Source organism: Streptomyces typhae (assembly GCF_009755605.1).
GTDB classification, from domain to species: Bacteria; Actinomycetota; Actinomycetes; order Streptomycetales; family Streptomycetaceae; genus Streptomyces; species Streptomyces typhae.
The window spans coordinates 108295-134014 of record NZ_WPNZ01000011.1; the positions used below are offsets into that span (position 1 = coordinate 108295).

20 protein-coding genes are annotated in these 25720 nt (G+C 72.8%); 10 read left to right on the forward strand and 10 right to left on the reverse strand.

The window, feature by feature from the left end; translation table 11 throughout:
- The first annotated feature begins 11 nt into the window (after positions 1-11).
- From GPA10_RS20905 to GPA10_RS20915, 3 genes are read left to right on the forward strand one after another with little or no spacing between them, the layout of a single operon-like run.
- Positions 12-932, forward strand: coding sequence for an NADP-dependent oxidoreductase (locus GPA10_RS20905; RefSeq protein ID WP_157166831.1), 921 nt, complete (start codon positions 12-14; stop codon positions 930-932).
- Positions 929-1783, forward strand: coding sequence for a GNAT family N-acetyltransferase (locus GPA10_RS20910; protein WP_157166832.1), 855 nt, complete (start codon positions 929-931; stop codon positions 1781-1783). The genes GPA10_RS20905 and GPA10_RS20910 overlap by 4 nt, the downstream gene beginning before the upstream one ends.
- 50 nt (positions 1784-1833) lie before the next feature.
- Entirely contained in the window at positions 1834-2337 is a 504-nt protein-coding gene (locus GPA10_RS20915) for an FBP domain-containing protein (protein ID WP_157166833.1), read from the forward strand.
- A gap of 62 nt (positions 2338-2399) precedes the next feature.
- Here GPA10_RS20915 and GPA10_RS20920 read toward each other — a convergent pair whose 3' ends face one another.
- The 6 genes from GPA10_RS20920 to GPA10_RS20945 all read right to left on the reverse strand — a co-directional run bounded on the left by GPA10_RS20920 (position 2400) and on the right by GPA10_RS20945 (position 7604).
- The gene (locus GPA10_RS20920; RefSeq protein ID WP_157166834.1) at positions 2400-2810 is read right to left on the reverse strand and encodes a (2Fe-2S) ferredoxin domain-containing protein; all 411 of its coding nucleotides are present in this window, start codon (positions 2808-2810) and stop codon (positions 2400-2402) included.
- Positions 2811-2817: 7 nt separating this feature from the next.
- The gene (locus tag GPA10_RS20925; RefSeq protein WP_343041162.1) at positions 2818-4158 is read right to left on the reverse strand and encodes a 6-phospho-beta-glucosidase; all 1341 of its coding nucleotides are present in this window, start codon (positions 4156-4158) and stop codon (positions 2818-2820) included.
- A gap of 46 nt (positions 4159-4204) precedes the next feature.
- Positions 4205-4711: a thioesterase family protein gene (locus GPA10_RS20930; RefSeq protein ID WP_058851392.1), complete on the reverse strand. Its 507-nt coding sequence runs from the start codon at positions 4709-4711 to the stop codon at positions 4205-4207.
- Entirely contained in the window at positions 4708-5685 is a 978-nt protein-coding gene (locus tag GPA10_RS20935; RefSeq protein ID WP_107450632.1) for a 3-hydroxyacyl-CoA dehydrogenase NAD-binding domain-containing protein, read from the reverse strand. The genes GPA10_RS20930 and GPA10_RS20935 overlap by 4 nt, the downstream gene beginning before the upstream one ends.
- Before the next feature lie 117 nt (positions 5686-5802).
- Entirely contained in the window at positions 5803-6696 is an 894-nt protein-coding gene (locus tag GPA10_RS20940) for a beta-keto acid cleavage family enzyme (protein ID WP_157166835.1), read from the reverse strand.
- A gap of 50 nt (positions 6697-6746) precedes the next feature.
- Positions 6747-7604, reverse strand: coding sequence for a TetR/AcrR family transcriptional regulator (locus GPA10_RS20945; protein WP_058851389.1), 858 nt, complete (start codon positions 7602-7604; stop codon positions 6747-6749).
- A 266-nt stretch (positions 7605-7870) separates the two neighbouring features.
- On the opposite strand from GPA10_RS20945, the gene GPA10_RS20950 reads away from it, so the two are divergent.
- The 3 genes from GPA10_RS20950 to GPA10_RS20960 all read left to right on the forward strand — a co-directional run bounded on the left by GPA10_RS20950 (position 7871) and on the right by GPA10_RS20960 (position 12028).
- A complete protein-coding gene (locus tag GPA10_RS20950; RefSeq protein WP_157166836.1) occupies positions 7871-8941 on the forward strand; it encodes an MDR family NADP-dependent oxidoreductase in 1071 nt (356 codons plus the stop codon).
- A 195-nt stretch (positions 8942-9136) separates the two neighbouring features.
- A complete protein-coding gene (locus GPA10_RS20955; protein ID WP_157166837.1) occupies positions 9137-9679 on the forward strand; it encodes a MerR family transcriptional regulator in 543 nt (180 codons plus the stop codon).
- Between the two features lie 129 nt (positions 9680-9808).
- Entirely contained in the window at positions 9809-12028 is a 2220-nt protein-coding gene (locus GPA10_RS20960; protein ID WP_198351660.1) for a terpene synthase family protein, read from the forward strand.
- 31 nt (positions 12029-12059) lie between these two features.
- Here GPA10_RS20960 and qcrB read toward each other — a convergent pair whose 3' ends face one another.
- The 4 genes from qcrB to GPA10_RS20980 all read right to left on the reverse strand — a co-directional run bounded on the left by qcrB (position 12060) and on the right by GPA10_RS20980 (position 16891).
- Entirely contained in the window at positions 12060-13694 is a 1635-nt protein-coding gene (gene qcrB, locus GPA10_RS20965) for a cytochrome bc1 complex cytochrome b subunit (protein WP_157166838.1), read from the reverse strand.
- Positions 13695-13768: 74 nt separating this feature from the next.
- Positions 13769-14914, reverse strand: coding sequence for a galactonate dehydratase (gene dgoD, locus GPA10_RS20970; protein WP_157166839.1), 1146 nt, complete (start codon positions 14912-14914; stop codon positions 13769-13771).
- Positions 14911-15633, reverse strand: coding sequence for an SDR family NAD(P)-dependent oxidoreductase (locus tag GPA10_RS20975; protein WP_343041191.1), 723 nt, complete (start codon positions 15631-15633; stop codon positions 14911-14913). Before GPA10_RS20975 ends, dgoD begins: the two co-directional genes overlap by 4 nt.
- A 373-nt stretch (positions 15634-16006) precedes the next feature.
- A complete protein-coding gene (locus GPA10_RS20980; protein WP_343041163.1) occupies positions 16007-16891 on the reverse strand; it encodes a metallophosphoesterase family protein in 885 nt (294 codons plus the stop codon).
- A gap of 131 nt (positions 16892-17022) precedes the next feature.
- Here GPA10_RS20980 and GPA10_RS20985 point away from each other — a divergent pair, with 131 nt between their 5' ends.
- The 4 genes from GPA10_RS20985 to GPA10_RS21000 all read left to right on the forward strand — a co-directional run bounded on the left by GPA10_RS20985 (position 17023) and on the right by GPA10_RS21000 (position 25713).
- Positions 17023-20241, forward strand: a complete 3219-nt coding sequence (locus GPA10_RS20985) for an NACHT domain-containing protein (RefSeq protein WP_343041164.1) — start codon at positions 17023-17025, stop codon at positions 20239-20241.
- A gap of 331 nt (positions 20242-20572) precedes the next feature.
- A complete protein-coding gene (locus GPA10_RS20990; protein WP_157166840.1) occupies positions 20573-22681 on the forward strand; it encodes an ATP-binding protein in 2109 nt (702 codons plus the stop codon).
- Positions 22682-22687: 6 nt separating this feature from the next.
- Positions 22688-24274 carry an ABC transporter substrate-binding protein gene (locus tag GPA10_RS20995; protein WP_157166841.1) on the forward strand — a complete coding sequence of 529 codons (1587 nt, stop codon included), beginning with the start codon at positions 22688-22690 and terminating at the stop codon, positions 24272-24274.
- A gap of 233 nt (positions 24275-24507) precedes the next feature.
- Positions 24508-25713, forward strand: a complete 1206-nt coding sequence (locus GPA10_RS21000) for a radical SAM protein (protein WP_343041165.1) — start codon at positions 24508-24510, stop codon at positions 25711-25713.
- The last annotated feature ends 7 nt before the right edge of the window (positions 25714-25720 follow it).

Genomic DNA, 25720 nt, shown 5'->3' on the forward strand with positions numbered 1-25720 from the left:
GCGAGGGACAGATGGCCAAGGCGTACGTTTTCACCCGGCACGGCGGCCCCGAGGTGGAGGCACTCGTGGACCGCGAACCCCCCGGGCCCGGCCCCGGGCAGCTCCTGATCGAGGTGCGGGCCGCGGGCGTCAACCCCGTCGACTTCAAGCTGCGCGACGGCTACCGCAGGCCGGGCCAGGCGCCCGCCGAACTGCCCGAGGTGCTCGGGAGCGAGGCCGCGGGCGTGGTCGTGCGGACCGGGCCCGGCGTGGAGGGGTTCGCCGTCGGTGACGCGGTGTTCGGGTCCACGCTGACCGGCGGCTACGCCGAGTACACGCTGCTGCCGGTGTCGGTGGCCGCCCACAAGCCGGGGGGCCTGACGTTCGCCGAGGCGGCGACGCTGCCGGTCGCCGCGGCCACCGCCTACGACGGGGTGCGCCAGCTCGCGCTGCCCGCGGGGGCGACCCTCCTCGTCACGGGCGCGGGCGGCGGCGTGGGCAGCAGCGCGGTGCGGCTCGCGCTGCACGAGGGCCTGCGGGTCATCGGCACGGCGAGCGCGGGCAAGAAGGACGTCGTCGAGTCGCTCGGCGCCGTCCATGTGGCGTCGGGGCCCGGCCTCGCGGAGCGCGTCCGGGCGGCGGCCCCTGGCGGTGTCGACGGCGTCTTCGACCTCGTCGGCGGCGAGCCGCTGCGGGAGGTCGCCGAACTGGTCGCCGACCGCACCAAGCTGATCACCGCGGGCGGCAAGCAGCTCGTGGCCGAGCTCGGCGGTTCCCCGGTGGCGCGGGCACGCGACGCGGCCACCTTGACCGCGGTCGCGGGCCTCGCCGCCCGGGGCGTGATCCGCCCCGCCATCACGGCCACGTTCCCGCTGGCACGGGCGGGTGAGGCGCTGCGCACCGTCGAGGCCGGGCACGCGCGCGGCAAGGTCGTGATCGAGGTGAAGGCATGAGTGCCCGGACGGTGCAGCAGGCCGTCCGGAGTGCCGGGACGGCGGCTCGGGGTGGTGCGGCGGGTGGTGCGGCCGCCCCGGGTCACGACACCCCGGCCGCACGCGACAGCCCGGCCGCCCCTGCTTACGACGCCCCGGTGGACTCCGCCCATCCGCTCGACAACCCCGGCTTCGCCTCGCTCAACGGGCCGCACGCCGGGTTCGCCGAGCGGCGCGGGCGGGTGGTGCGCTATCCGGCCGACGTGTCGCCGTGGCTGGGGGTTCCGGCGGAGCCCGGCGCCGAGGACTGGGCGGACCTCGCCGCCTTCGCGGGGCCGGAGGGCGAGGTGCCGCTGCCCGGCGTCGCGGCGCGGCTGCCGGAGGGCTGGGTGCTCACGGCGGACGTGCCGGGGGTGCAGCTCGTGGACGCGGGGATCGCGGCGGCGCCCGACGAGGCGGCGGTGCTGCTCGGCCCCGACGACGTGCCCGAGATGCTCGACCTGGTGACGCGCACCCGGCCGGGACCGTTCCGGGACCGCACCGTGGAACTCGGCACGTACCTCGGCATCCGGCACCGGGGCGCCCTGGTCGCGATGGCCGGGGAGCGGCTGCACCCGCCGGGCTGGACGGAGATCAGCGCGGTCTGCACCGACCCGGCACACCGGGGCCGGGGCCTCGCGAGCCGCCTCGTGCTCGCCGTCGCGCACGGCGTCCGCGAGCGCGGCGAGACCCCGTTCCTGCACACGGCGGCGGCCAACACCGGCGCGATCGCCCTGTACGAGTCGCTGGGGTTCCGGCTGCGCCGCACCGTCCGCTTCCGTGCCGCGCGGGTGCCCGCCGCCGCGTCCCGGGGAGGGCGCTCACGTTCCTGACCGGGAAAAATGGCAGGACGTCCGGCAGGGCCCGTTGATACTTTCCGGACATGCGTGCCCTCGGTGAAAAAGAGATCCGTGCCTCGTTCGTGAACTGCTCCAAGGGCGAGGCGAGGCGCCTGACCCTGCCCGCGGAGTTCACCGGGACGCCCTGGTCCGACCTGGACTTCCTCGGCTGGCGCGACCCCAAGGCCCCGGACCGCGGCTATGTGGTGGCGGAGCGGGACGACGCCCTCGTCGGCATCGCCCTGCGCGCCGCCACGGGGGCCCGCCGCTCCCTGCTGAAGTCCAGCATCTGCTCGGTGTGCGTGACGCCGCAGGCCGGTTCGGGCATCGCCCTGCTCGTCGCGCCCCGCGCGGGCGAGGCGGGGCGGCAGGGCAACACCGTCGGCCTGTACGTCTGCGCCGACCTCGCCTGTTCCCTCTACGTACGCGGCAAGAAGCAGTCGGCGCTGGCCCGCCGCATGGAGGAGAACCTCACCCCGCAGGAGCAACACGAGCGGACGCTGCGCAACCTGCACGGCTTCCTGAACCAGGTGCTGGCAGGCGTCTGAACGGCCAGGTGCGGGCAGGCCCTGAGCCTGCCCGCCGCGGGGGGGGCGCCTCCCCCGGTCCGCTATTTATCCCGGGGGTCGACCAGTTGCAGGGTCAGGGCGTCCGGCGGCTCGGCCGTTCCGGGGCCGCCCGCCTCCGCCCAGGCGAGTATGTCGTCCAGGGACGCGTCGTCCAGGGCGAAACCCACCCAGGCCGGGCGGCCGCCCCGCGCCCGGCCGTCGCGGGAGGGCTGCACGACGACGATGTTGGCCTGGCCGCAGGGGCCGAGGCACTCGCTGGTGCGCACGGCGAACCGGCCCCCGGAGCGCTCCGCCGCGGCCCGCAGCCGCGCCAGTTGGCCCGCGTGGTCCGTGCCGGGGTGCTTGCGGGGGTCGCCGCAGCAGCACCCGCGGCACACCACGAGCGTGCAGGGGCGGGCGGCGGGCGCTCGGGGCGCGGCGGCGGGCTCGGTGCGGAACTCGGACGCGGTCATCTTGTGATCATGTCAGGTAGGCCAGACCGGGGTGCGCCTGCCCGTAGCCGTCCATCAGGCGCCGGGCCACGGACACCGAGTCGACCAGCGGGTGCAGCGCGAACGCCTTGACCGCGGTGGCCCGGGAGCCGCTCTCGACGGCGGCGAGCACCTCGCGCTCGACCGCCTTGACCGCGCACACCAGACCGGTGGCGTGCCCCGGCAGCGGGGACACGGCCGCCGGGTGCGCCCCGGAGGCGTCGACCGTGCACGGCACCTCGATCACGGCGTCCGTGTCGAGCTGCGGCAGGGTCGCGCGGTTGCGGACGTTGAGGATCAGCAGGGCGCGTTCGTCGCGGGCGATGGCGCGCATCAGGGCGAGGGCCACCTGTTCGTAGCCGCCGGACTTTATGTCCTCGGCGGCCCGCTCCCCCGCGCCCGCGGCTTCCCTGCTGTGCGCCATGTACGTCGCCTCGCGCTCCGCGCGCGTGGCGTCCCAGGTAGCGAACGCGGCGGTCTCCGGGTTCCGCATCCGGGTGTAGAAGCGTGCCTGCTGGTCGTGCAGGAACGCGCCGCGCGTCCGCTCCGCCTGCTGGTAGGCCCGTACCGCCTCGCGGTTGAAGTAGTAGTAGTGCAGGTACTCGTTGGGGATCGCGCCGAGGGACTGGAGCCAGTCCGCGCCGAAGAGCTTGCCCTCCTCGAAGGATTCGAGGAGGTCGCGGTCGTGCAACAGGCGCGGCAGGAGGTCCTCGCCGTCGACCTGGAGCCCGCTCAGCCAGCCCAGGTGGTTCAGGCCCACATAGTCCAGCCAGGCCCGGCCGGGTTCGGCGCCTAGCAGCCGCGCGACGCGGCGGCCGAGGCCGACGGGTGAGTCGCAGATGCCGATGACGCGGTCGCCGAGGTACCGGGACATCGCCTCGGTCACCAGGCCCGCCGGGTTGGTGAAGTTGATGACCCACGCGTCGGGCGCGAGGCGCGCGACGCGGCGGGCGATGTCGACGGCGACGGGCACCGTCCGCAGCCCGTACGCGATGCCGCCCGCGCCGACGGTCTCCTGCCCGAGGACCCCTTCGTCGAGGGCGACCCGCTCGTCGGCGGCCCGCCCCCGCAGGCCGCCGACGCGGATCGCGGAGAACACGAAGTCGGCGCCGCGCAGCGCCTCGTCGAGGTCGGCGGTGACGCGCACGCCGGGTGCGTCCGGCACCCCCGCCGCCTGCTCGGCGAGCACCCGCGCAATGGCGCCCGCCCGGTCGGCGTCCACGTCGTGCAGGACGACCTCGGTGATCCGGCCCTCGGCACGGTCGCCGAGCAGGGCCCGGTACACCAGCGGCACCCGGAAACCGCCGCCACCCAGAATTACCAGCCTCACGTCTGAACCACCTCGTCCGCCGTCGCCGTGCACGTCACCGGTGAACCTATCCGGCGCCGCCGCCCAGCGCCGCGATGGCCCGGCCCGCCCACTCCGGTGCCGGTTCCACGAACTCGGCGAGGCGCTCGGCGACGGCGTCCGGGAACGGCACCGCGCGCCCGAGTCCCTGGTCGACGTGGAGCGCGAGCAGTTCGGTCGTCGCCGCGGGCGCGGCGTCCGGCGCCGGTTCGGCACCGGCGGCGTCGACCACGTACAGCTCGTGGGCGAAGTGCGCCTTCTTGCCGTGCACGCCGAGCACCCTGGTGCGCACGGCGAGGTGCGCGCCCTCGGCGACGTCCCGCAGATAGCGCAGATGTCCCTCGACGGTGTAGAGGGAGCAGCCGGTGGTCTCGCGGTACGCGGCGTGCAGGCCGGTGGCGTCCATCATGGCGTCGGTGGCGAACCCGAAGGCCAGCGAGTAGTAGCCCTCGCTCATGTGGCCGTTGTAGTCGATCCACTCGGCCGGTACGACCTGCCGGTGCAGCGGCAGGCGCCGGGCGATCTCCCGGGTCACTCCGTTCCCCTCCCGGTGGCGGGGGCGGTGGCCTGTCCCGGGAGCCTCCCGGTCGCGCGCAGGACGTCGATGACGCCCCGGTCGCGCTCGGCGACGAGGTCGGCGATGGTGCGCCCGGCGGCGGCCTCCTCGCAGCCGCCGACCACCGCGTCGTACAGCTCCCGGTCGAGTTCGGGGGCTTCGAGGCGCGTCCACGGCGACTTCAGGGAAGGACCGAAGTGGTCGAGCATGTGCGCCATGCCGCCCTCGCCTCCGGCCAGCGCGAAGGTGAGCATGGGGCCCATGAACGCCCAGCGCAGGCCGGGGCCTTCGGTGATGGAGGCGTCGATCTCCGCGACGGTGGCCTCGCCGTTGGCGACCATGTGCAGCGCCTCGCGCCACAGGGCTTCCTGGAGGCGGTTGGCGATGAAGCCGGGCACCTCGCTCTTCATGGTGATCACGGACTTGCCCGCGACCTCGTAGAAGCGGGACGCCCAGGCGACGGCGTCGGCGTCGGTCCGCTCGCCGCCGACGACCTCGACGAGGGGGATGAGGTACGGCGGGTTGAAGGGGTGTCCGACGACGAGGCGGCCGGGGGTCGCCGCGCCGGTCTGCATGTCGGTCATCGGATAGCCCGACGTGGACGAGGCGATGACGGCACCGGCGGGCGCGGCGGCGTCGATGCGCGTCAGGAGGTCGCGCTTGAGCTCCAGCTTCTCGGGGGCGCTCTCCTGGACGAACTCGGCGTCCGCGACGGCTTCTTCGAGCGTCGCGGCGACGGTCAGGCGCTCCCGCGAGGCGCCGTCGGCGAGGCCGATCCGGGTCAGCGCGGGCCAGGCGGCGTCGACGAGCCGCCGCAGCCGCTGCTCGGCGTCGGGCGCCGGGTCCCAGGCGGTGACGTCGTAGCCACGCGCCAGGAAGTGCGCGACCCAGCCACCGCCGATCACACCTGCCCCGACACAGGCGACGCGCCGGACTTCTTCGGGTTTGGTCATGGTCATCGACTGAGATTTCCCTTCAATGCCGGGCGGAGGTACACGCGCCCCGAAAGGGGCGCGGGGAACTGCGCGACCAGCCACAACCGGCCCGCAGTGGAGGTGAGGGCGAAACCCCTACGAACGAGGCTTGAGACCAAGCTTCGACCGGGCCTCGTCCGGCGAGGCCACCCGGGACCCGAGCCCCTCGGTGATCTGGACGGCGCGCTCGACGAGTTGGGCGTTGGTCGCCTTGTTGCCCTTGCCGAGGTACAGGTTGTCCTCCAGACCAACCCGGACCTGCCCGCCGAGCAGGATGGACTGCGCGACCCACGGCATCTGCATGCGCCCGAGCGCGAAGCTGGCCCACACGGCGCCGTCGGGCAGCATGTTGACCATGGACTGGAGCACGCCGGGGTCGGCGGGAGCGCCCCAGGGGATGCCCATGCAGAGCTGGAAGACGGTGGGGTCGTCCAGCAGGCCCTCGGCCAGGAGCTGCTTGGCGAACCAGAGCTGACCGGTGTCGAAGATCTCCAGCTCGGGCCGTACGCCGAGTTCCTGGATGCGCCGGGCGCCCTGGCGGAGCATGTCGGGCGTGGACACGTAGAGGTTGGAGCCGTCGCCGAAGTTGAGGGAGCCGCAGTCCAGGGTGCAGATGTCGGGGAGGAGGTCCTCGACGTGCGGGAGGCGGTCGAGGCCGCCGACGAGGTCGGTGCCGGGCAGGTGGGTGAGCGGCTCGTCCGGGTCGATGACGAGGTCGCCGCCCATGCCCGCCGTCAGGTTGATGACGACGTCGGTGCCGGTCTCCTTGATGCGTTCGACGACTTCGCGGTACAGGCTCGGATTGCGGGACGGAGCGCCGGTCTCGGGGTCGCGGACGTGGATGTGCACGACGGCGGCCCCCGCGTCGGCGGCCTCCACCGCGTTCCGGGCTATCTGCTGCGGGGTGACGGGGACGTGCGGGCTCTTGCTGACGGTGTCACCGGCGCCGGTGAGGGCGCAGGTGATGATGACGTTGTCGTTCACGGGCATGCCGGACTCCCTTGCGGGTGGTGGGGGTTGCTTGTGGGGGCGTACGGGGTTCAGTGGGCGGTGAGCGCGGCGTCCACGTGGGCGAGCAGGGCCGCGTACATGTCGTCGGGTCCGGTGCCGGGGCCCTCGGGGGCGCCGGCGAGGACCTGGGTGGCCAGGCCGTCGATGAGTGCGGTCAGGTGCAGGGCGGCGGCGTCGGGGTCGACGGGCCGGAAGACGCGCTGCTCCACGCCGCGCCGCACGACGTCGGCGACGGTGGCGCGCCACTGCCGGTAGTACTCGGTGTGCAGCAGGCCGACCGTGGTGGAGCGGGCCGCTTCCGCCCACAGGTCGAGCCAGACGCTCCACTGCTCGCGCCGGCGCCCGGTGCGCGGGGTCTGGAGCTCGATGAGCTGGCGCAGTTCGTCGGCGGCGTCCGCCGCGTCGGCGAGGGACGCGGCCCGGCGCGCGGTGTCCTCGTCCATGCACCAGCGCACGGCCGCCTCCAGGAGGTCGTCGCGGCCGGGGAAGTGGTAGTGGATGGCGGCCGTGCTCGTCGCGCAGGCCTGGGCGATGTCCTGGACGCGGACCGCGTGGAAGCCGTGCTCCGCGATGAGGCGGACCGTCTCGCGGATGATCTGCAGTGGGCGGCCCTCGGGCGGCGCGGCGGCGCGGCGGCCGCGCGCCGTGCCGGACCGGGCGGGCAGGGGTTCCGCGCCGCCGCGCGTGCCGAGCAGCCAGGCGGCGTCGACGTCCGCGGTGTCCGCGATGCGGGCCAGCTCGGCCGCGGTGAAGCGCCGGGTGCCACCGAGCGAACGGGAGAGTTTCGACGGGTCCATGACGATCCGGCGGGCGAACTCCCGCTGGGTCACGCCGGCGGCGGCGATGACTTCCCGTACCCGGGCGGGCACGTCAGGGTCTTGCTCCATGCCGACCACCGTACCCGTGCATTGAGATCAGCACAACGCAGGTGTCGGCCACACCCCTGGCCACGCCTTGAGAACCTCCTGCGATCAAGTTCTATACGGCCGATCCCGCGATGCTGTTGCGATGCTGACTGACGCATCAGCCAGCATCGCAACGGCTGATGTGCACACGCCTGCCCGAGGCGGACTTGCCCTTGACGCGCACGTCAGGAGTTAGCTTCACGGCTCGCCCGTCCGACCGAACCAGGCCGCGAGGCCGAGGAGCCGTCATGCCTTCGTCACCCCCGCCCCTCCCTTCACCGTCCCTCGCGCTGCCGCGCGGCTCCCGCGAGGTGCGGCTCGCCGCGCTCCCCGCGGGCCTGCCGGAGGCCGCGCACTTCGAGGTCGTCGAGACCTCCGTGCCCGTGCCGGGCCCGGACGAGGTGCTCGTACGCAACCGGTACTTCCACGTCTTCCCCGCGCTGCGGACGCTGATCGGAGGCGGGGTCGAGGGCGCGCCCTTCCCGCCCCTCCGGGTCGGCGACCCGCTGTTCGGCGCGGCGGTCGGGGAGGTCGTCGCGGTCGGCGCCGCGGCCGGTGCGCCTGGCGGCGGGCCGCACGTCGGCGACATGGTGCACCACTACCTCGGCTGGCGCGCGTACGCCGCTGTGCCCGCCGCCGCGTGCCGCCCCCTCGGCGACGCGCTGCCCGACCCCGTCGCGCACCTCGCGCAGGGCTGGACGGCCTGGCACGCGCTGACCAGGGTCGGTGATGTGCGCACCGGTGACACGGTGTTCGTGACGGGCGGCGCGGGTTCCCTCGGTTCGATGGCGGGGCAGATCGCCCGGCTGCTCGGTGCCGGGCGGGTGGTCGGCGGCACCGGTTCCCCGGGGAAGGCCGAGCGGATGACGGCGGAACTCGGGTACGACGCCGTGGTCGTCCGCGGTGCGGGGCCGCTGTCGGAACAGCTGGCACAGGCCGCCCCCGGCGGACTCGACGTCGTCTTCGACACGGTCGGCGGCGAAGAGCTGCGCGCGGCACTCGGCGCGGCCCGCACCGGGGCGCGGTTCGCGCTGGTCGGCGCCCTGTCAGGACAACTCGCGCCGGAGCTCGACGGCACCTCCGCACCGGTCGAGCTCGACACCTTCGCCCTGATCGTCAAGAACATCACGCTGCGCGGCACGACCACACCGGACGAACCACAGGGACAGTCGGATTGGAACGAACGCTTTATCCGCTCGCTGAGGTCGGGGGAGATCACGTTTCCGCACACCAGGGTCGCGGGCATGGAGGCGGCACCGCGGACGTTGGAGGAGGTGTTCCGGGGACGGCACTTCGGGACGGTGGTCGTGGAGTTGTAGGAGAGGAGTACGAGGCCATGGCGGGGACGAGAGAGCGACGGCTGCGGCGGGCGGCATGTGTGGGCGGTGCGGGGTACGGTGCCCCGCGCGAGCGCGAGTACTGGGCGCGGGCACATCTGCCGATGCCGGGGCGAGGACGGCTGCCTGCCCGGAACCACACACCCCTGCGGGAGCGGGAGACAGTGGGGAGCGCTCATGCGGATCGGTGACGCGGCGGCCGCCGCGGGGACGACGCCCCGCGCCCTGCGCTTCTACGAGGAGCGGGGCCTGCTGCCGCCCCCGCGGCGCACCCCGACCGGCCAGCGCGAGTACGGCCCCGGCGACGTGGCGCGCGTCCGCGTCGTCCGCCGGCTCCTCGCGCTCGGCCTCACCGTCGAGGACCTGCGCGCCTGTACGACGGGCCTGGACCTCCTGGACGACGACCTGCTGCCGCCCGCCGTCGAGGGGGCACGGCCGCCCGGCGACAGTCCACCACCGCCGGGCGACGGAGCACCCCCGCCCGGCGCCGGCCCACCCCCGTCACCCCCCGCCGCGCCCCGCGGCAGATGCGGCCTCGACCCGGCCGTCGCCGAGCGGCGTATCGAGCGGCTCGACGAGGAGATCGCCCGGCTGGCCGACCTGCGTCGGCGCCTCGCCCGCCGGGTCGCGGCGATCCGTGCGGTGGCCGCGATCGACGAAGCACGGGGCATCGCCCCCGCAGACCGCGCCCGCGACCCCGCGCTCCGTACACGCGTTTGAGTCGCGGGGCGATTTCCACGGGGCTTATCACGCGATGGTGTGACCGGAGGCACCCGATGGCATCGGGGGGCGCACCGCGGGTAGTGCTCGGCTGCCCGCACGCCGCCCCCCGCGAGGAGAGACCTCCGCATGCCGCAGTCGTCGTCACGCCCCTTCGAGCTGCCGAGCTTCTACATGGTGCATCCGGCGCGCCTCAACCCCCATGTGGATCAGGCGCGTTCGCACACCAGGCAGTGGGCGCGGGACAAGGGAATGCTGGAGGGGTCCGGGGTCTGGGACACCGCCGACCTGGAGGCGCACGACTACGCGCTGCTGTGCGCGTACACCCACCCGGACTGCGACAGCGCGGCACTCTCGCTGGTCACCGACTGGTACGTGTGGGTGTTCTTCTTCGACGACCACTTCCTGGAGCTGTTCAAGCGCACCCAGGACCGGGAGGGCGGCCGGGCCTATCTGGAGCGGCTGCCGATGTTCATGCCGATGGACCTCGCCGCGCCGGCACCGAGACCCGCCAACCCGGTGGAGGCGGGCCTCGCCGACCTGTGGGCGCGCACGGTGCCGAGCATGTCCCCGCAGTGGCGGGCCCGCTTCGCGGAGAGCACCCGCAACCTCCTCAACGAGTCGCTGTGGGAGCTGTCCAACATCAACGCGCACCGCGTCGCGAACCCCGTCGAGTACATCGAGATGCGCCGGAAGGTGGGCGGCGCCCCCTGGTCGGCGGGGCTCGTGGAGTACGCGACGGGCGCGGAGGTGCCCGACGCGGTGGCGGCGTCCCGGCCGCTGCGGGTGCTCAGGGACACGTTCGCCGACGCCGTGCACCTGCGCAACGACCTGTTCTCCTATCAGCGCGAGGTCGAGGACGAGGGCGAGCTGAGCAACGGCGTCCTGGTGCTCGAAACGTTTCTGGGCTGCACCACCCAGGAGGCAGCGGACGCCGTGAACGACCTGCTGACCTCGCGGATGCAGCAGTTCGAGGACACCCTGCTCACCGAACTCGCGCCGCTGTTCGCCGAGAAGGCCCTGCCCCCGGACCGCTGTGCGGACGTCCTCGCGTACGCCAAGGGCCTCCAGGACTGGCAGTCCGGCGGCCACGAGTGGCACTTGCGCTCCAGCCGGTACATGAACGAGGGCGCCCTCGGCGGCCGCTCGCCGCTCGGGGGCCCCACCGGCGTCGGTACGTCGGCCGCCGGCGTCAAGGACCTGATCGCGGCGACCGGCGCCGCGCGCCTGCGCCGCTTCACCCATGTGCCGTTCACGCGCGTCGGCCCGTCCAGGATCCCCGACTTCCACCTGCCGTACACGACCACGATCAGCCCGCACGTCGACGCCTCCCGGCGCGAGGCCGTGGACTGGGCCGCCCGCATGGGCATGCTGCAACCGCAGCCGGGCGTGCCCGCCTCCCACATCTGGGACGCGCGCAAGCTCGCCGGTTTCGACTTCCCGCTGTGCGCGGCGGGCATTCACCCGGACGCGACGCGGGACCAACTGGACCTCGGTTCGTGCTGGCTGACCTGGGGGACGTACGGCGACGACTACTACCCGGCGGTGTTCGGCAGGCCCCGGGACCTGCTCGGAGCGAAGGCGTGCACCGAGCGGCTGCGCCTCTTCATGCCGCTCGACTGCTCCCCGACGCCCCCGCCCCTGAACGCCATGGAGCGGGGCCTCGCCGACCTGTGGGCGCGCACGGCGGGACCGATGGACGCGGAGGGGCGCGCCGCGCTGCACGGCTCGCTGGTGTCGATGACGGACAGCTGGCTGTGGGAGCTCGGCAACCACGCGCAGAACCGCGTCCCCGACCCGGTCGACTACATCGAGATGCGCCGCCACACCTTCGGCTCGCACCTCACGATGAGCCTGTGCCGCTTCGGGCACGACACGCGCCTGTCCCCGCAGGTCAGCGCGAGCGCCCCGGTGCGGAACCTGGAGAACGCCGCCGCCGACTACGCGATGCTGATGAACGACGTGTTCTCGTACCAGAAGGAGATCGAGTACGAGGGCGAGGCGCACAACGCGATCCTCGTCGTGCAGAACTTCTTCGACTGCGACTACCCGACGGCCCTCGCCGTCGTCGCCGACCTGATGGAGTCCCGCATGCGGCAGTTCCAGCACGTCGTCGCGCACGAACTCCCGGTCCTGTGCGCGGACTTCGGGCTCGGCGAGGAGGCACGGGCCGGCCTCGACCGCCATGTGGTGGAGTTGCAGCACTGGATGGCCGGCATCCTCGTCTGGCACCGCGACTGCCGCCGCTACCGCGAGGAGCACCTCACGGGCGGCCCGCTGCCCGCGCCTTCGGGGATCGGCACGCAGGTCGTACACCCCGGCTGGCTGCGGGAGCCCGCCACGCCCTGACCCGGCACCCGTCCCCGCACGACAGTCCGGTTCAGTGCTGCTCCTTTCCGCTGTGGATGCTCCGGTACTCCTCGGCCGTCGCCTTCGGCACCTGGGCTCCGGGGCCGTACATCGCGTGCGACAGGCGGGCCCGCAGGCGCTCCGAGCGGGGCACCTTGCGGGCCACGCCGTTGGCGTCGACGCGGGGGCCCAGGTCGATCGGCTCGTGCTGCTCGTGTGCGGTGAGCCGGAACCGTTCGCCCTGGCTGAGAGGCTCGTGGACCTCGACGCACTCGCCGTGCGGCAGGCGTTTGACGATGCCGCTCTCCCTGCCGTGCAGCACCTTCTCGCGGTCGCGGCGCTGGAGCCCGAGGCAGATCCGGCGGGTGACGACGAAGGCGAGCACGGGTGCGACGAAGAACGCGACGCGCACGAACCAGGTGATGGCGTTGATGGAGAGGTGGAAGTGCGTGGCCCACAGGTCGTTGCCGCCGCCGACCATCAGCACGCCGTACAGCGTCAGCCAGGCCACGCCGAGGCCCGTGCGCGTGGGGGCGTTGCGCGGCCGGTCCGCGATGTGGTGCTCGCGTCTGTCCTTGGTGACCCAGGACTCGACGAACGGATACACCGCGATCACCGCCATGATCAGCGGGAACAGCATGAAGGGGATGAACACGCCCAGTTCCAGGGTGTGGCCCCAGGCGTTGATCTCCCAGCTGGGCATCACCCGGATCAGGCCCTCGGAGAAGCCGAGGTACCAGTCGGGCTGGGCACCGGTGCCCACGAGGTCGGGGCGGTAGGGGCCGAGCGCCCACACGGGGTTGATGGTGGCGATCGCGCCCATCATCGCGAGGACGCCGAAGACCAGGAAGAAGAAGCCGCCCGCCTTGGCGACGTAGATCGGCAGGAACGGCGCTCCCACGACGTTCCTCTCGGTCCGTCCGGGACCGGCGAACTGGGTGTGCTTGTGGTGGAAGACCAGGATCAGATGGGCCACCACCAGGCCCAGCATGATGCCCGGGAGCAGCAGGACGTGCACGGCGAAGAGCCTCGGGATGATGTCGTGGCCCGGGAACTCCCCGCCGAAGAGGAAGAAGGACAGATAGGTGCCCACGACGGGGATGGACAGGATGGCGCCCTGCGCGAAGCGGATGCCGGTGCCGGACAGCAGGTCGTCGGGGAGCGAGTAGCCGGTGAGCCCGGTGATCAGGCCGAGCATCAGCAGGGTCCAGCCGAACAGCCAGTTGATCTCGCGCGGCTTGCGGAACGCGCCGGTGAAGAACACCCGCATCATGTGCACCAGCATCCCGGCGACGAACACCAGCGCCGCCCAGTGGTGGATCTGCCGGATGAGCAGCCCGCCGCGCACCTCCATGCTGATGTCGACGGTCGACTCGTAGGCGCGGGTCATCAGGACGCCCTTGAGGGGTTCGTACGTGCCGTCGTACTCGACCTCGACGCCGCTCGGCTCGAAGAACAGGGTGAGCCAGACGCCGGTGAGGATGAGGATCAGGAAGCTGTAGAGGCAGATCTCGCCGAACATGAACGACCAGTGGTCGGGGAAGACCTTGCGCATCTGCGTCCTGCCGAGGGTGTGCAGGCCGAGGCGGCCGTCGGCCCAGTCGGCGACGCGTTCACCCTTGCCGGGGCCGTTCGTGCGGGCGGTGTTGCGGGCGCGTTCGCTCATGCGACTCCCCCCTCGGGCGGCTACCAGGGTAGGGGTGTCGCCCGCCCGTCAACAGGCCTTGTTCCGGGCGGGTTTCACCATTCGGCGAACGATCCGTCCGGGTGCCGCCACACCGGGTTGCGCCAGGCGTGCCCGCTGCGGTCGGCGGCCCTGACCGCCGCCTCGTCGACCTCGACGCCGAGGCCCGGCAGCGCGGTGCGGTGGGCGTGGCCGTCGGTGAAGCGGAACGGCTCGGTGTCGAGCACGTACGAGAGGAGATCGCCGCGCTTGTTGTAGTGGATGCCGCGGCTCTGCTCCTGGATGAGGAAGTTCGGTGTCACCCAGGCGATCTGGAGGCAGGCGGCGAGCGCGATCGGGCCGAGCGGGCAGTGCGGGGCGAGCAGCGCGCCGTAGGTCTCGGCGAGCGCGGCGATGCGCTGCACCTCCGTGATCCCGCCCGCGTGCGACAGGTCGGGCTGGGCGACCGCGACGCCCGCGGTGAGGGCGGGCAGGAAGTCGGCGCGGCTGTACAGGCGTTCGCCGGTGGCGATGGGGACGGGGCTGGCCGCGACCAGGGCGGGCAGCAGATGGCTCTGGTCGGGCAGCAGCGGCTCCTCCGCGAACAGCGGGTGCAGCGGGGCGAGTTCGGCGAGGACGCGGCGGGCGCTGGCCGGGGTGAAGCGGCCGTGGAAGTCGACGGCGACGTCCCGGTCGGGCCCGATGGCCTCGCGAGCGACGGCGACGCGGTCGACGACGGCGGTGGTCTCCGCGGGCGTGGCGAGGGGCGAGGTCGCTCCGGCCGCGTTCATCTTCACGGCCGTGAAGCCCGCCTCGATCTGCGCGGCGATGTGCTCGGCGAGCACCGCGGGCTCGTCGCCGCCCACCCAGGCGTACACCCGCACCCGGTCCCGTACGGGCCCGCCGAGCAGGGCGTGTACGGGTGCCCCGTACGTCTTGCCCGCGATGTCCCACAGGGCCTGGTCCAGGCCCGCCACGGCGCTGGAGAGGACCGGGCCGCCGCGGTAGAAGCCGCCCTTGCTGAGCACCTGCCAATGGTCCTGGATGCGCAGCGGGTCCTGCCCGATCAGGTGCTCGGCGAGGACGTCGACGGCGGCGCGCACCACCTCGGCGCGGCCCTCGACGACGGGCTCGCCCCAGCCGACGACGCCGTCGTCGGTCCCCACGCGGCAGAACAGCCAGCGCGGCGGGACGAGGAAGGTCTCCACGCGGTCGATCCTCATGCCGACGCCTTCTTCACGCTCCAGCCGCCGTCCACGACCAGGTGCGTCCCGGTGATGTACGACGCCTCGTCCGCGGCGAGGAAGGCGATGGCCGCGGCGACCTCCGCCGGCGAGCCGAACCGCCCGGCCGCCGTCCCCTCGACGGTGAGCGTCCGGTCCTCCTCGCCGATGCCGTCCCAGGCGGGCGTCAGGACCGGGCCGGGAAGGACCGCGTTGACCCGCACGTCGGGCCCGTACTCGACGGCGAGCTGACCGCACAGCGACAGGAGCGCGCCCTTGCTCGCCGCGTACGCGGGGCGGCCGGGGATGCCGGTGCGGGCGTGCACCGACGAGGTGAGGACGACGGCGCCGCGGTGGGCGCGCAGGTCCTCGACGACGGCCTTGAAGCCGAGGAACACGCCGGTGAGGTTCACCGCGAGCTGCCGCTCCCAGGAAGCGAGGGTCATCTCGTGGGCGGGGGTGATGTCGCACGCGTAGGCGTTGGCGGACAGGACCCCGACGGGGCCGAAGCTGTGCGCGGCGGCCACCACGTCGTCCCAGGCGGCAGCGGAGCCGACGTCCGCGGGCACGAAGACGGCACGGCCGCCGTCGGCCCGGATCGCCTCCGCGGTGGCCTCGCCGCGCTCGGCGGCCACGTCGGCGACGACCACGGCCGCGCCCTCCGCGGCCAGGCGGGTGGCGGTGGCGGCTCCGATGCCGGAGGCGCCGCCGGTGACCACGGCGACGCGGCCGGTGAAGCGGGCGGCTGCGGGAGCGGGGGCAGCGGCGTTGCCTTCGGCATCCGTGCCGGACGCGGGGTCGGGGTCGGCTCCGGTGTAGGCCGGACCGGAGCCGTCGGGGGCGGGTGCGCTCGGGTTCACGTGTGCGGTCCCCTCGTGCGGGTGTGGGCCTGCGGGCCCACTCTAGGTCGGGACCCCGCACGCTTCCATCGGCACGCGGCAGATCCACGCCTCGCCCGCTTCCGTCGGCACGCGGCAGATCCACGCTTCGCCCGCTTCCCCGGGCACGCCGCGAACCGGCGCACCCGCAGGGGAGCGTGCAGGCCGGTGGGGCCGGCAGGCCGGTGGGATCGGCAGGCCGCCGCGGGCCCGCTCAGCGCTTCGGCCGCAACCCCTCCACGTGCTCCGGCTCGGGCAGGATCTGCCACAGGCGCGGCGAGGGGTGGAAGTCGCGCTGCCACTCGCGCGGATAGCCGACGGACACCTCCACGTGGCGCACGCCGTCGTGGGTGAGGGTGCGCGGGATGTGCAGATGGCCGTACACGACGGCCGTGGCGCGGTACCGCACGGGCCAGTCGGCGGTGGCCTCCGTGCCGCACCACAGGGCGAACTCGGGGTAGTGCAGGATGCGCGTGGGCTCGCGGACGACGGGCCAGTGGTTGACGAGGATCGTCGGCAGGCCCGGGTCGAGGGCGTCGAGGCGCTCCTGGCTGTAGGCGACGCGGGCCCGGCACCAGTCCTCGCGGGTGGGATAGGGGTCGGGGTGCAGGAGCACCTCGTCCGTGCACACCACACCGGTCTCGTAGGCGTACTCCAGCGCCGCCTTCTTGGTGTGCTTGCCCTCCGGCCGGAACGTGTAGTCGTACAGCAGGAACAGCGGGGCGACCACCACGGGTCCGCCCTCGCCGCGCCACACGGGGAAGGGGTCCTCGGGCGTGAGCACGCCGAGGTCGCGGCACAGGTCGACGATGTGGCGGTAGCGGGCCTCGCCGCGCAGCCGGTTCGGGTCGTCGACCGGCGTCCACAGCTCGTGGTTGCCGGGCGACCAGACGACCGTGTCGAACCGCTCGGCGAGGGTGCGCAGCGCCCACTCGACGTCGCGCATCATCTCGCCTATGTCACCGGCGACTATCAGCCAGTCACCTTCGTGTTCCGGCCAGAGCTGGTCGACGAACTTCCTGTTCTCGGCATAGGCGATGTGCAGGTCACTGATGCCGAGCAGCCTCGGTGCCCGTCGGGATGCGGCAGATGTCGTCACCACGCGAGGCTAACCGACGCACGGGTCCGTCCGGCAGCCGTGGCCGGGCGGCCGTCGTCGCCCCGCTGCGCCGGTGCCCGCTCACGGTCTAAGGTGCCGGGAAGCGGGTGTGTGCACGGCTGGGGGTGTGAGTGGACGCAGGCACGGTGGGGCTGCGGATCGCGTCGTCGGTGATGGTGCCGCTGGTGAAACGGCTGCTGCTGCCGCCCCCGAGCCTGCCGGGCGCGGAGTTCGGCGAACAGCCGGTGCGCATCCGGCGCCTGCTGTCCTTCACCGGTGACCGGCGCACCCTCAGCGAGGCCGATCTCTACCAGCTCGCGAAGGAGTTGGTGCGCCGCGCGATGCGCGCGGCGGGCCCGCACGACCCGCCCATCGCGCCCGACGAGCAGAACGCCGTCGGGTACGCGCTCGGCCACACCCTGCGCGCCCTCGGCGACCTGGATATGGACGACGTGCAGGCCTTCGACCTCGGCCCCGAGAAGCTCGCCGCGGCCCTGGTGCGCGCCAGCGCCCCGGAGACCCGCGCCCTGCTCAGCGAGGACGCGGCCCGCCTGCACGACCGCCTGCTCGTCACGGCCTGTCTGCACCTGGTCCACCAGTTCAGCAAGCGCCCCGGCTTCGAGGCCCGCTCCCAGGTCGAGCTGCGGCGCGGCCTGAGCGAACAGAAGGAGCAGCTCCGGCTGCTCCTGGAGCGGCTGCCGACGACGCGCGCGGAGGACACCGACTTCGAGGAGCGCTACACGGGTTACGTCGTCGGCGCGCACTCCAGCCTCACCATCCACGGCGTCGACCTGCACGACCCGCGCAGCCAGGCCTGGCCCCTGGAGACCGCCTATCTGAGCCTGGAGGCCGTCCCCGCGAGGGACCCCGTCGAGCCGGTGCCCGGCGGGACCAACGGCGAGGCCGACGGGCGGGCCGCCGACCCCGACCCGGAGTCCGAACGGGCCACGGGACCGGTCGAGGCGGCGCTCGCCGCGCACGACCGGGTGCTCCTGCGCGGTGTCGCGGGCACCGGCAAGACCACGCTCGTGCAGTGGCTCGCGATCACCACCGCGCAGCAGGACCGGGTGCCCGGCCATCTGCCGCAGCTCCTCGGCCGGGTGCCGTTCGTCCTGCCGCTGCGCACCCTCGCCCGCGAGGACACCGAACTGCCCATGCCCGACCGCTTCCTCGACTGGATCGACTGCCCGCTGACGGGCAGCGAGCCGAGGGGCTGGGCCGTGCGGGTCCTCCAGGCCGGGCGCGGCGTGCTCCTCGTCGACGGTGTCGACGAGATCCCCGAGGCCGAACGGCTGCGGGCCCGCTCCTGGCTCACCAAGCTGCGCAAGGCCTTCCCCGGCAACCTGTGGCTGGTCACCACCCGCCCCTCCGCGCTGCCCCGGGACTGGCTCGGCCTCGAAGGCTTCCGCGAGTTCACGCTCACACCGATGCGCCCCGCGCACGTACGGCGCTTCATCCAGCGCTGGCACGACGCGGCGGGGCCCGACGACGCGCTGGCCGCGACGCTGATGCGCGTGCTGCGGTCCTCGCCCGAGCTGAGCAGGCTCGCCACCAACCCGCTGCTGTGCGCGCTGATCTGCGCGCTGCACCGCGAGCGCAAGGGCCATCTGCCCAAGGGCCGGGTCGCGTTGTACGAGGCCGCGCTCGCGATGCTCCTTGAGCGCCGCGACCAGGAGCGTGACCTGCCCTCGCTGCTCGACCAGAAGTCGGCGACGGAACCCCTCAAGCGGCTCGCGTACTGGCTGATCCGCAACGAACGCACCCGTCTGAAACGCGAGGACGCCGTCGACCTGGTGGACCGGCTGCGCCCGTCGGTGCCGCAGCTCGCCGCCGCGGGCAGCGCCGAGTTCGTCCTCAACCTGCTCCTGGACCGCTCGGGGCTGCTGCGGGAGCCGGGCGTCGGCTCCGTGGACTTCATCCACCGCACCTTCCAGGACTTCCTGGGCGCGAAGGCCGCCCTGGAGGAGCACGACATCCAGGCCCTCGTCGCGCACGCGCACCTCGACCAGTGGGAGGACGTGCTCCAGATGGCCGTCGCCCAGGCCAGGCCCGACGAGCGCGCCGACCTCCTCACCCGGCTCACCGCGCGGGCCGACCGCGAGGAGGACGACACCGTGCAGGTGCGCCTGCGCCTGCTGGCCCTCGCCTCGCTCGACCACGCGACCCGCCTCGACCCGAACGTCCGCACGGTCGTCGAGGAGCGCGCCGCCCAGCTCCTGCCCCCGCGGAACATGCGCGAGGCCAGGGCCCTCGCGGAGACCGGGACGCTGCTGCTCGGCCTGCTGCCCGGCGCACAGAGCCTGACCGGCGACGCCGAGGTGACGACCGTGCACGCGATCTGCCGCATCGGCGGCGACGCGGCCCTGGCCAGGCTGCGGGAGTTCGTGACGACGACGCAGCCCGCGGTGCGCACCCAGCTGCTCGCCCACTGGGACCGGTTCGACACCGACGAGTACGCCGAGGAGATCATCGAGCCGCTGCTCGCGGCCGGCGCGGGCGAGGCCGTCACGGTCCGCTCGGCAGCCGAGCTGAAGGCGCTCAGCGCGATGTCCGGGTACGAACGGGTGGTGCTCCAGGGCGACTTCAGCGAGCAGGACATCGTCGACTCCCTGGACGCGGACGGCCTGCGCGAGCTGCGGCTGCGCGGCAACGAACTGTTGACGTCGCTCGGGTTCCTGTCGGCGTTCTCCGACCTGCGGGCGCTCGCCCTGAACGGCTGCCGGGCCATCAGCGACACCGCGCCGCTGACCCGGCTGCCGCTGCTCGGCCGGCTCACCCTCGCCGACCTGCCCCAACTGGAGCCGCTGGCCCGGCTCTCCGCCTGCCCGAACCTGGACTCGCTGCTCCTCGGCGCTGCGGTCCCGTGGCGCGGCCTGCGGGACCTGCCGCGGCCCGGAGCGCTGCGGCTGCTCTCGCTGCCGCCGGACGCCGTCGAGCTCGCCGACATCACCGCGCTGACCCAGCTGCGCGAGCTGCGGCTGCACAACGCCAGCGACCGGCTGCGGCCCGACGACTGGGACGCGCTGCTCGCCGGGCTGCCCGCCCTGCGCACCCTGCGCCTGTCGCACGAGCAGCTCAGCATGATGCTCTTCCCGCCGGGGGCGCGCATCCCGCAGCTCACCGGCCTCGAAGTGCGCTCCCGGCCCGGCGCCACGGTGTCGCTGCGGCGGATCGCACGGCGCCTGCCGGGCCTTGAGGACGTCCACCTCACCCTGTTCGACACCGTCGACCTGGTGCATCTGGCCGGTCTTCCCGAGCTGCGCCGGGTGCGCCTGGACTATCCGGGCGAGGTGCACCACGCGGACGAGCTGTCCGCGCGCGTGACGCTCGCGGTGCGCCCGCGCACCTGAGCCCCGCACCGGCACGCACCACCTCCGCGCCCCCTGTGCACCCCCCTCGTACCCCTCTGCGTACCCCCTTGCACCCCCCCCTGCGGACCGGCTCCCGGGGCCGGCCGGACCCCGCCCCACCACGTGCTTCGGCCGCATACCGCACCGTGTCACAGATCCGCCGTAATATGCCCGATCCCCTGCCACGTAAGCCCTGGCCAGCGGATAGTGGTAGGTGTAACTTCATGCACCTTCACCGCAGTTGACGTCGGCATGGAACACCGGGAGGCCTTCGGTACCGGCGGGACGGGAAGCAAGCGGGCTGCCAAGGACAGGAGCGGTAACCGGCGAGATGCACACATCCGAAGCCCCTCGGCTGTACGCACGCGATCCGCTTCTCCACGGTCTGGTCCCCCGCCTCACAGGTCTCGCCTACGCCCAGCGCACCCGGGTCCCCTGGGAGTACGACAAGGACCTGCCGCTGGTCCTGCTGACCGGACGGCACGGCATGGGCAGGACCGCCGTCCTGCGCGCCCTGGAACGGCACTACGCCGGGCGCCTTCCGCTCGCGCTCGTCGACACCGCGGGCACGCCCCAGGTCGTCGAGCTCCTCGCCGACCTCGTGCGGTCGCTCGCGCCCGACCTCGGCAGGCGCTTCCCGCTGCTGCTTCCCGGCCTGCTCGCCGTCTTCGCCGGGTTCGGCGACTCCGCCGACGAGCGCACCCGGGCGACCCTCCGCAGCGCCCGTCTGCTGCTCGCCTGCCACCTGGAGTCCGGTTCCGAGGCGGACGTCGCCCAGCGGTGGGCGGGCCGGCTGCGGGCGCGCCTGGACGAGCCGGGCGCGCCGGAGGCCGCCCCGCAGGACACGGGGGCCGCCGGTGCCGCGGGCGACGCCCGGCACGACCGGTACGCCGTCGCGCACGCGGCGCTCGCCGAGTACTTCGAGCGGTACGCGCGCGGGCGCGGGTCCGCACCGCCGCGCCAGTGGTACCAGGACCGGTACGCCGAGTCCGAGGGCACCACCGGCGCGGCGGCGGAGGGCCACGACGGGCTCGTGCGGCTCGCCGACTGGTTCCACCGGGGCGGCGACTACCGGCAGGCGGCCGAGCAGACCCTCGTGCACGCCTTCCTGGAGGACATCACCGCCGCCCGCAGCAAGTGGCAGCGCCTGAACCGCGATCCGCGCCCCCTGGTCCTGCTCGACAACACCCACTCCCCCGCGGGCGAGCGCCTGGTCGACCTGGTCCTCGCCTACCGCGCCCGGCCGGGCACCTCCCCGCACGACCCGCTGGTGGTCGTCGCCACCCGGCTCGGCGACGCGCCCTCGGGCGCCGGGGACGCCGCCCGTCGCGCGCTGCCGGACCTGGTGACCTCGACGCACTGGCGGCGCACGGGGCACGCCGCGTCGGCGGGTCTGCTGGTGGTGCCGCTCACCCCGCTCAGCCGCGACGACGTCCTGCTGATGCTGGACACCGCGTCGGCCCCGCTGCACCCGTATCTGGCGTCCGCGCTGCACACGCTCACCGGCGGGCATCCGCTGGCCGGCAGCGTGCTGTGCGACGCCGTCCTCGACCACACCCGCGCGACGGCCTCGCGGGACTCGGCGCCGGGGCCGCCCGCGGGCCCGCTCGGCCCGCGCAACCTCCTCGAACTGACCACCGCCGACGGCGTCCCGGTGACCCAGGCGATCCTGGAGCGGCTGCTGCCCTCGCCGCACCAGCGGGCCCGTCTCGTACCGCTGTCCCTGGCCCGCGACAGCACGGCGGCGCAGGCCCTCGCCGCGCATCTGCGCCTCGAAGGCCCCGAACAACTGCCCGCGAACGCCGCCGCCGACTATCTGGAGGCCGAGCACTGGCAGCACGACACGCCGCAGGACCGGCCGCTCGCCGCCGACCCGCTGCTCTCCACCCTCCTGGTGCACGAGGCGCGCCGCACCTCCCACGGCACCGACTCGCGCCGCGGCTGGCAGGAGATCCACGGCTTCCTGCGGCGCCACCACACCACGCGCGGCGAGGACAGCGAGGCCGACGCGCTGCGCCACACGCTGGCGGCCGGGGACGCGAAGACGGTGGTGGCGGCGCTGTCGGAGGAGTTCCAGTCGGAGCAGGACCGGCAGAGCGCGCTGCGCTGGCTGAACTGCCTGTGGTACGCGGCGACGGCGCCGCCCCCGCCCGCGGCGGACTGGGACGACCAGCGCGCCGAGATGGCGGCGGGCGCGTTCGACGAGCGTTATCACGACATAGACGAGATCGACCGCTGCATCAACAGGCTGCTGCACGGCCTGTGGTACCTCTCCGACGCGGCCGCCGAGCCGGAGGCCGACCTGTGCGACGACATCGGGGCCGAGCTGGCGTTCCTCTCGCTGCGGCACCAGTCCTGGCGCGCGGTGCTGAGCCAGGCCGCCCGCACCTGGCCGGCGGCCGTCCGCGCCAAGCGCCCCGTCCCGCTGCCCGAACTGTGAGGAAGCATGTTCCTGAGCCGTCGCAACGGGTTCGGCCCCCTGGACAAGGCCGTCGCCGTCCTGGTGCCGCTGGTCCTGATCGCCGTGGGCGTGATCGTCTATCTCGTGACGCGCCCCGGGGACTGCGCCGGGGGCCTGCAGAAGCGTGACGGCGAGTGCGTGGGCGTCACGGAGTCGGAGTTCGAGGCGAACGACAACATCAAGGGGCTGATCGCGGCCGTTGCGGACGAGAACGAGCGGGTGGAGCGGGCCTGGTCGGACCCGGAGCAGGGCGAGACGCCGATGCCGTACGGCCGTATCGCGCTGATGATGCCTTTCACCTCCGACGACTCCAGCGCGATGACCGCGGACATGATCCGCCGGGCCCTGGCCGGGGCGCACGCCGCCCAGTTGCGTGCCAACAGCAGCGGCGGACCGCACTACCAGCTCCTCATGGCGCCCGACGGCAGGGACCTCGACGAGTGGCGGCCGGTGGTCGACGACCTCGAAGGACTCACGGACGACCGGCAGACCCCGCTGGTGGGCGTGATGGGTCTGCCGAGCAGCACGCCCGAGACCCGGGACGCGATGCGGGCGCTGAGCGAACGCCGTATCGCGACCGTCGGTCCGGTCATCACCTCCGCCGACATGAACGCCCCGTATTTCTTCAAGACCTCACCGAACAACGACCTGTTGGTGGATGCACTCGATCAGTACCTGAAGAAGAACAAGGGCCAGGGAAAGGGGTTCCTCGTCTTCGACAGCCGGCCCGACGACGTGTACTCGCGCAATTTGCAGCGGCTCCTTGAGAAGAAATTCGGGGAGAAGTACGGGCTGCGCAAGCGCTCGGCCTCCTTCCTCGGTTCGACGGGTCCCGCCGCCGGCATCCCGCAGCGATTCCAGTCCGCCGCGCAGAAGATCTGTGTGACCGACTCCGACACCGTCTTCTTCGGCGGCCGCGACCAGGACCTTCCGGCACTCGTGAAACGCCTGTCACAGGAGCCTTCCTGCGATCGCAACAACCCCGTGCGCATCCTGAAAGTCGGCATCGGCCTCGAACCGACCCTCACCACCGGCGAACTCACCAAGATGCTGCGGGAGACGAGGACGACGCTGGTCGCCGCCGCGTCGGTGACACCCGAGTGGTGGCTCGCGAAGAAGGGCGCGCCCGTCGGCCTCGGCGGCTTCCTCTCGGTCTTCGACAAGATGAGGGAGCCGTACGACCTCGGGTCCAAGCCCCTCGACGACGGCTACGCGATCATGTATCACGACGCCTTCATGCTTTTGGCCAACGCTTTCGACCGGTCGTACTCGGAGGCGAACGAGGGCTCCGAGGCCACCGCCGGCACGCCGTCACCGGTGCGGACCCCGACGAAGGACGACGTCTACAACACCCTCATCGACGCGAGCATCGTCGACACCGGTGAATCCACCCGCTGCATCGGCTGTTTGCAGGGCGCGGCGGGCACCTACGGCTTCGAGAAGTCCTCGGACACCAATCAGTGGCCGGTGTGCAAACCGGTGCCCGTCATCGAGCACCCGGCCGCCGAGGACCGCAGGCCGCAGACGACCTACCGCACCTTCGCGAAGACATTCCGGCATCCGTGCCCCTGACACCCGGCGCGAAGAGGGCGCCCTGAGGCCGCGAAGAAGGCCCGTGGGCGGCACACGGATGGCACGTGACAAGAACACGTGCCCCCCACATTGGCCTGAATCGACAACGCGATAGATGTTTACTCAACTTTCGGGTTGTCTAGACCCGTTGACACTCCAGGAAGCGCTCTCCTACTGTCGCCAAGGTCGCTCGGACAACGCAAAACGCAGCCCAAAAGCGCGTGGAGGGGTTCGTGAACAGCACTGAAGGTGCCCGCGATATCGACCTGGCCGCACCCAAGAACGGTGACGGCCTCCCGGACGTGAGTCTCGATCAAGCACACTCGCCACAGAAAGTCATGGCGCACGGTGATCTCCTGCGGCGATTCGTGGCAGGCGAAGAGATCAAACCGGTCCACATGCGGATCGGCATCATGGGCGCCTGCAATATGCGTTGCAATTTCTGCAACTTCCATTCGCCGAACGAGGAGCAGTTCTACGACCTGTTCTCGTTCAAGGACTCCCTCACCACCGACAAGGCGATCATCCTGCTCAAGGAGTTCGCCGAGAACGAGGGCCGCGCCGTGACGTTCTGCGGCAGCGGAGAGTGCACCATCCACCCGGGTTACGCCGACATCTGCTACGCCGGGCACGACTCCGGCCTGCGCATCGGCCTGATCACCAACGGGTCCCGGCTCGGCCGCCCCAAGGTCGCCGACTGCGTCACCTCGACCCACACCTGGGTGCGGGTGGGCATGAACGCGGGCACCGAGGCCACGTTCAACGACATCACCCGCGACCGCGAGCAGACGTTCTCGAAGTTCATCGGGACGATCGGCCATCTGCGCGACAACGCGGTCGCCCCGGACTTCCGCATCGGCTTCAACTACGTGATCACGATGCAGAACTACCGCGAGATCCGCGAGGCGGCCCGCATCGCCCACGAGTCCGGTGCGCACTACGTCCGCTTCGAGCCGGAGTTCTACAGCGCGATGGGGCACGAGACCATCGAGTCCGTCATGCAGGAGATCTCCGCCTCCCTCGTCGAGGCCGCGGCCCTGTCCACGGACGCGTTCGAGGTGTCGGTGCCGAAGCTGGACCGCGGTCCGATGGACCAGGTCGAGGAGGTCGAGGGCGACTTCGACCGCTGCCACTACAGCCGCTTCGTGACGGCGGTCGGCGCCGACGGCCATCTCTACCCGTGCCCGCAGGTCCACCTCAACAGCCGGTACCGCATCGGTGACGTCGTCGACCTCGGCTATCCCACCGTCCTCGACGGCGGCCCGCGCGCCGAGTGGGAGTCCACCAACCCCAACCGCACGGACCTGTGCAAGTCGTGTTTCTACCGCCCGCAGAACGAGCTCCTGGAGCTCCTCAAGCGCGGTCAGATCAAACTCGACGAGGCGCTGGACGCCTACTCGCTGGAGGTACCCGACACCCTCCACGCGGACTTCGTCTGAGTCTCTC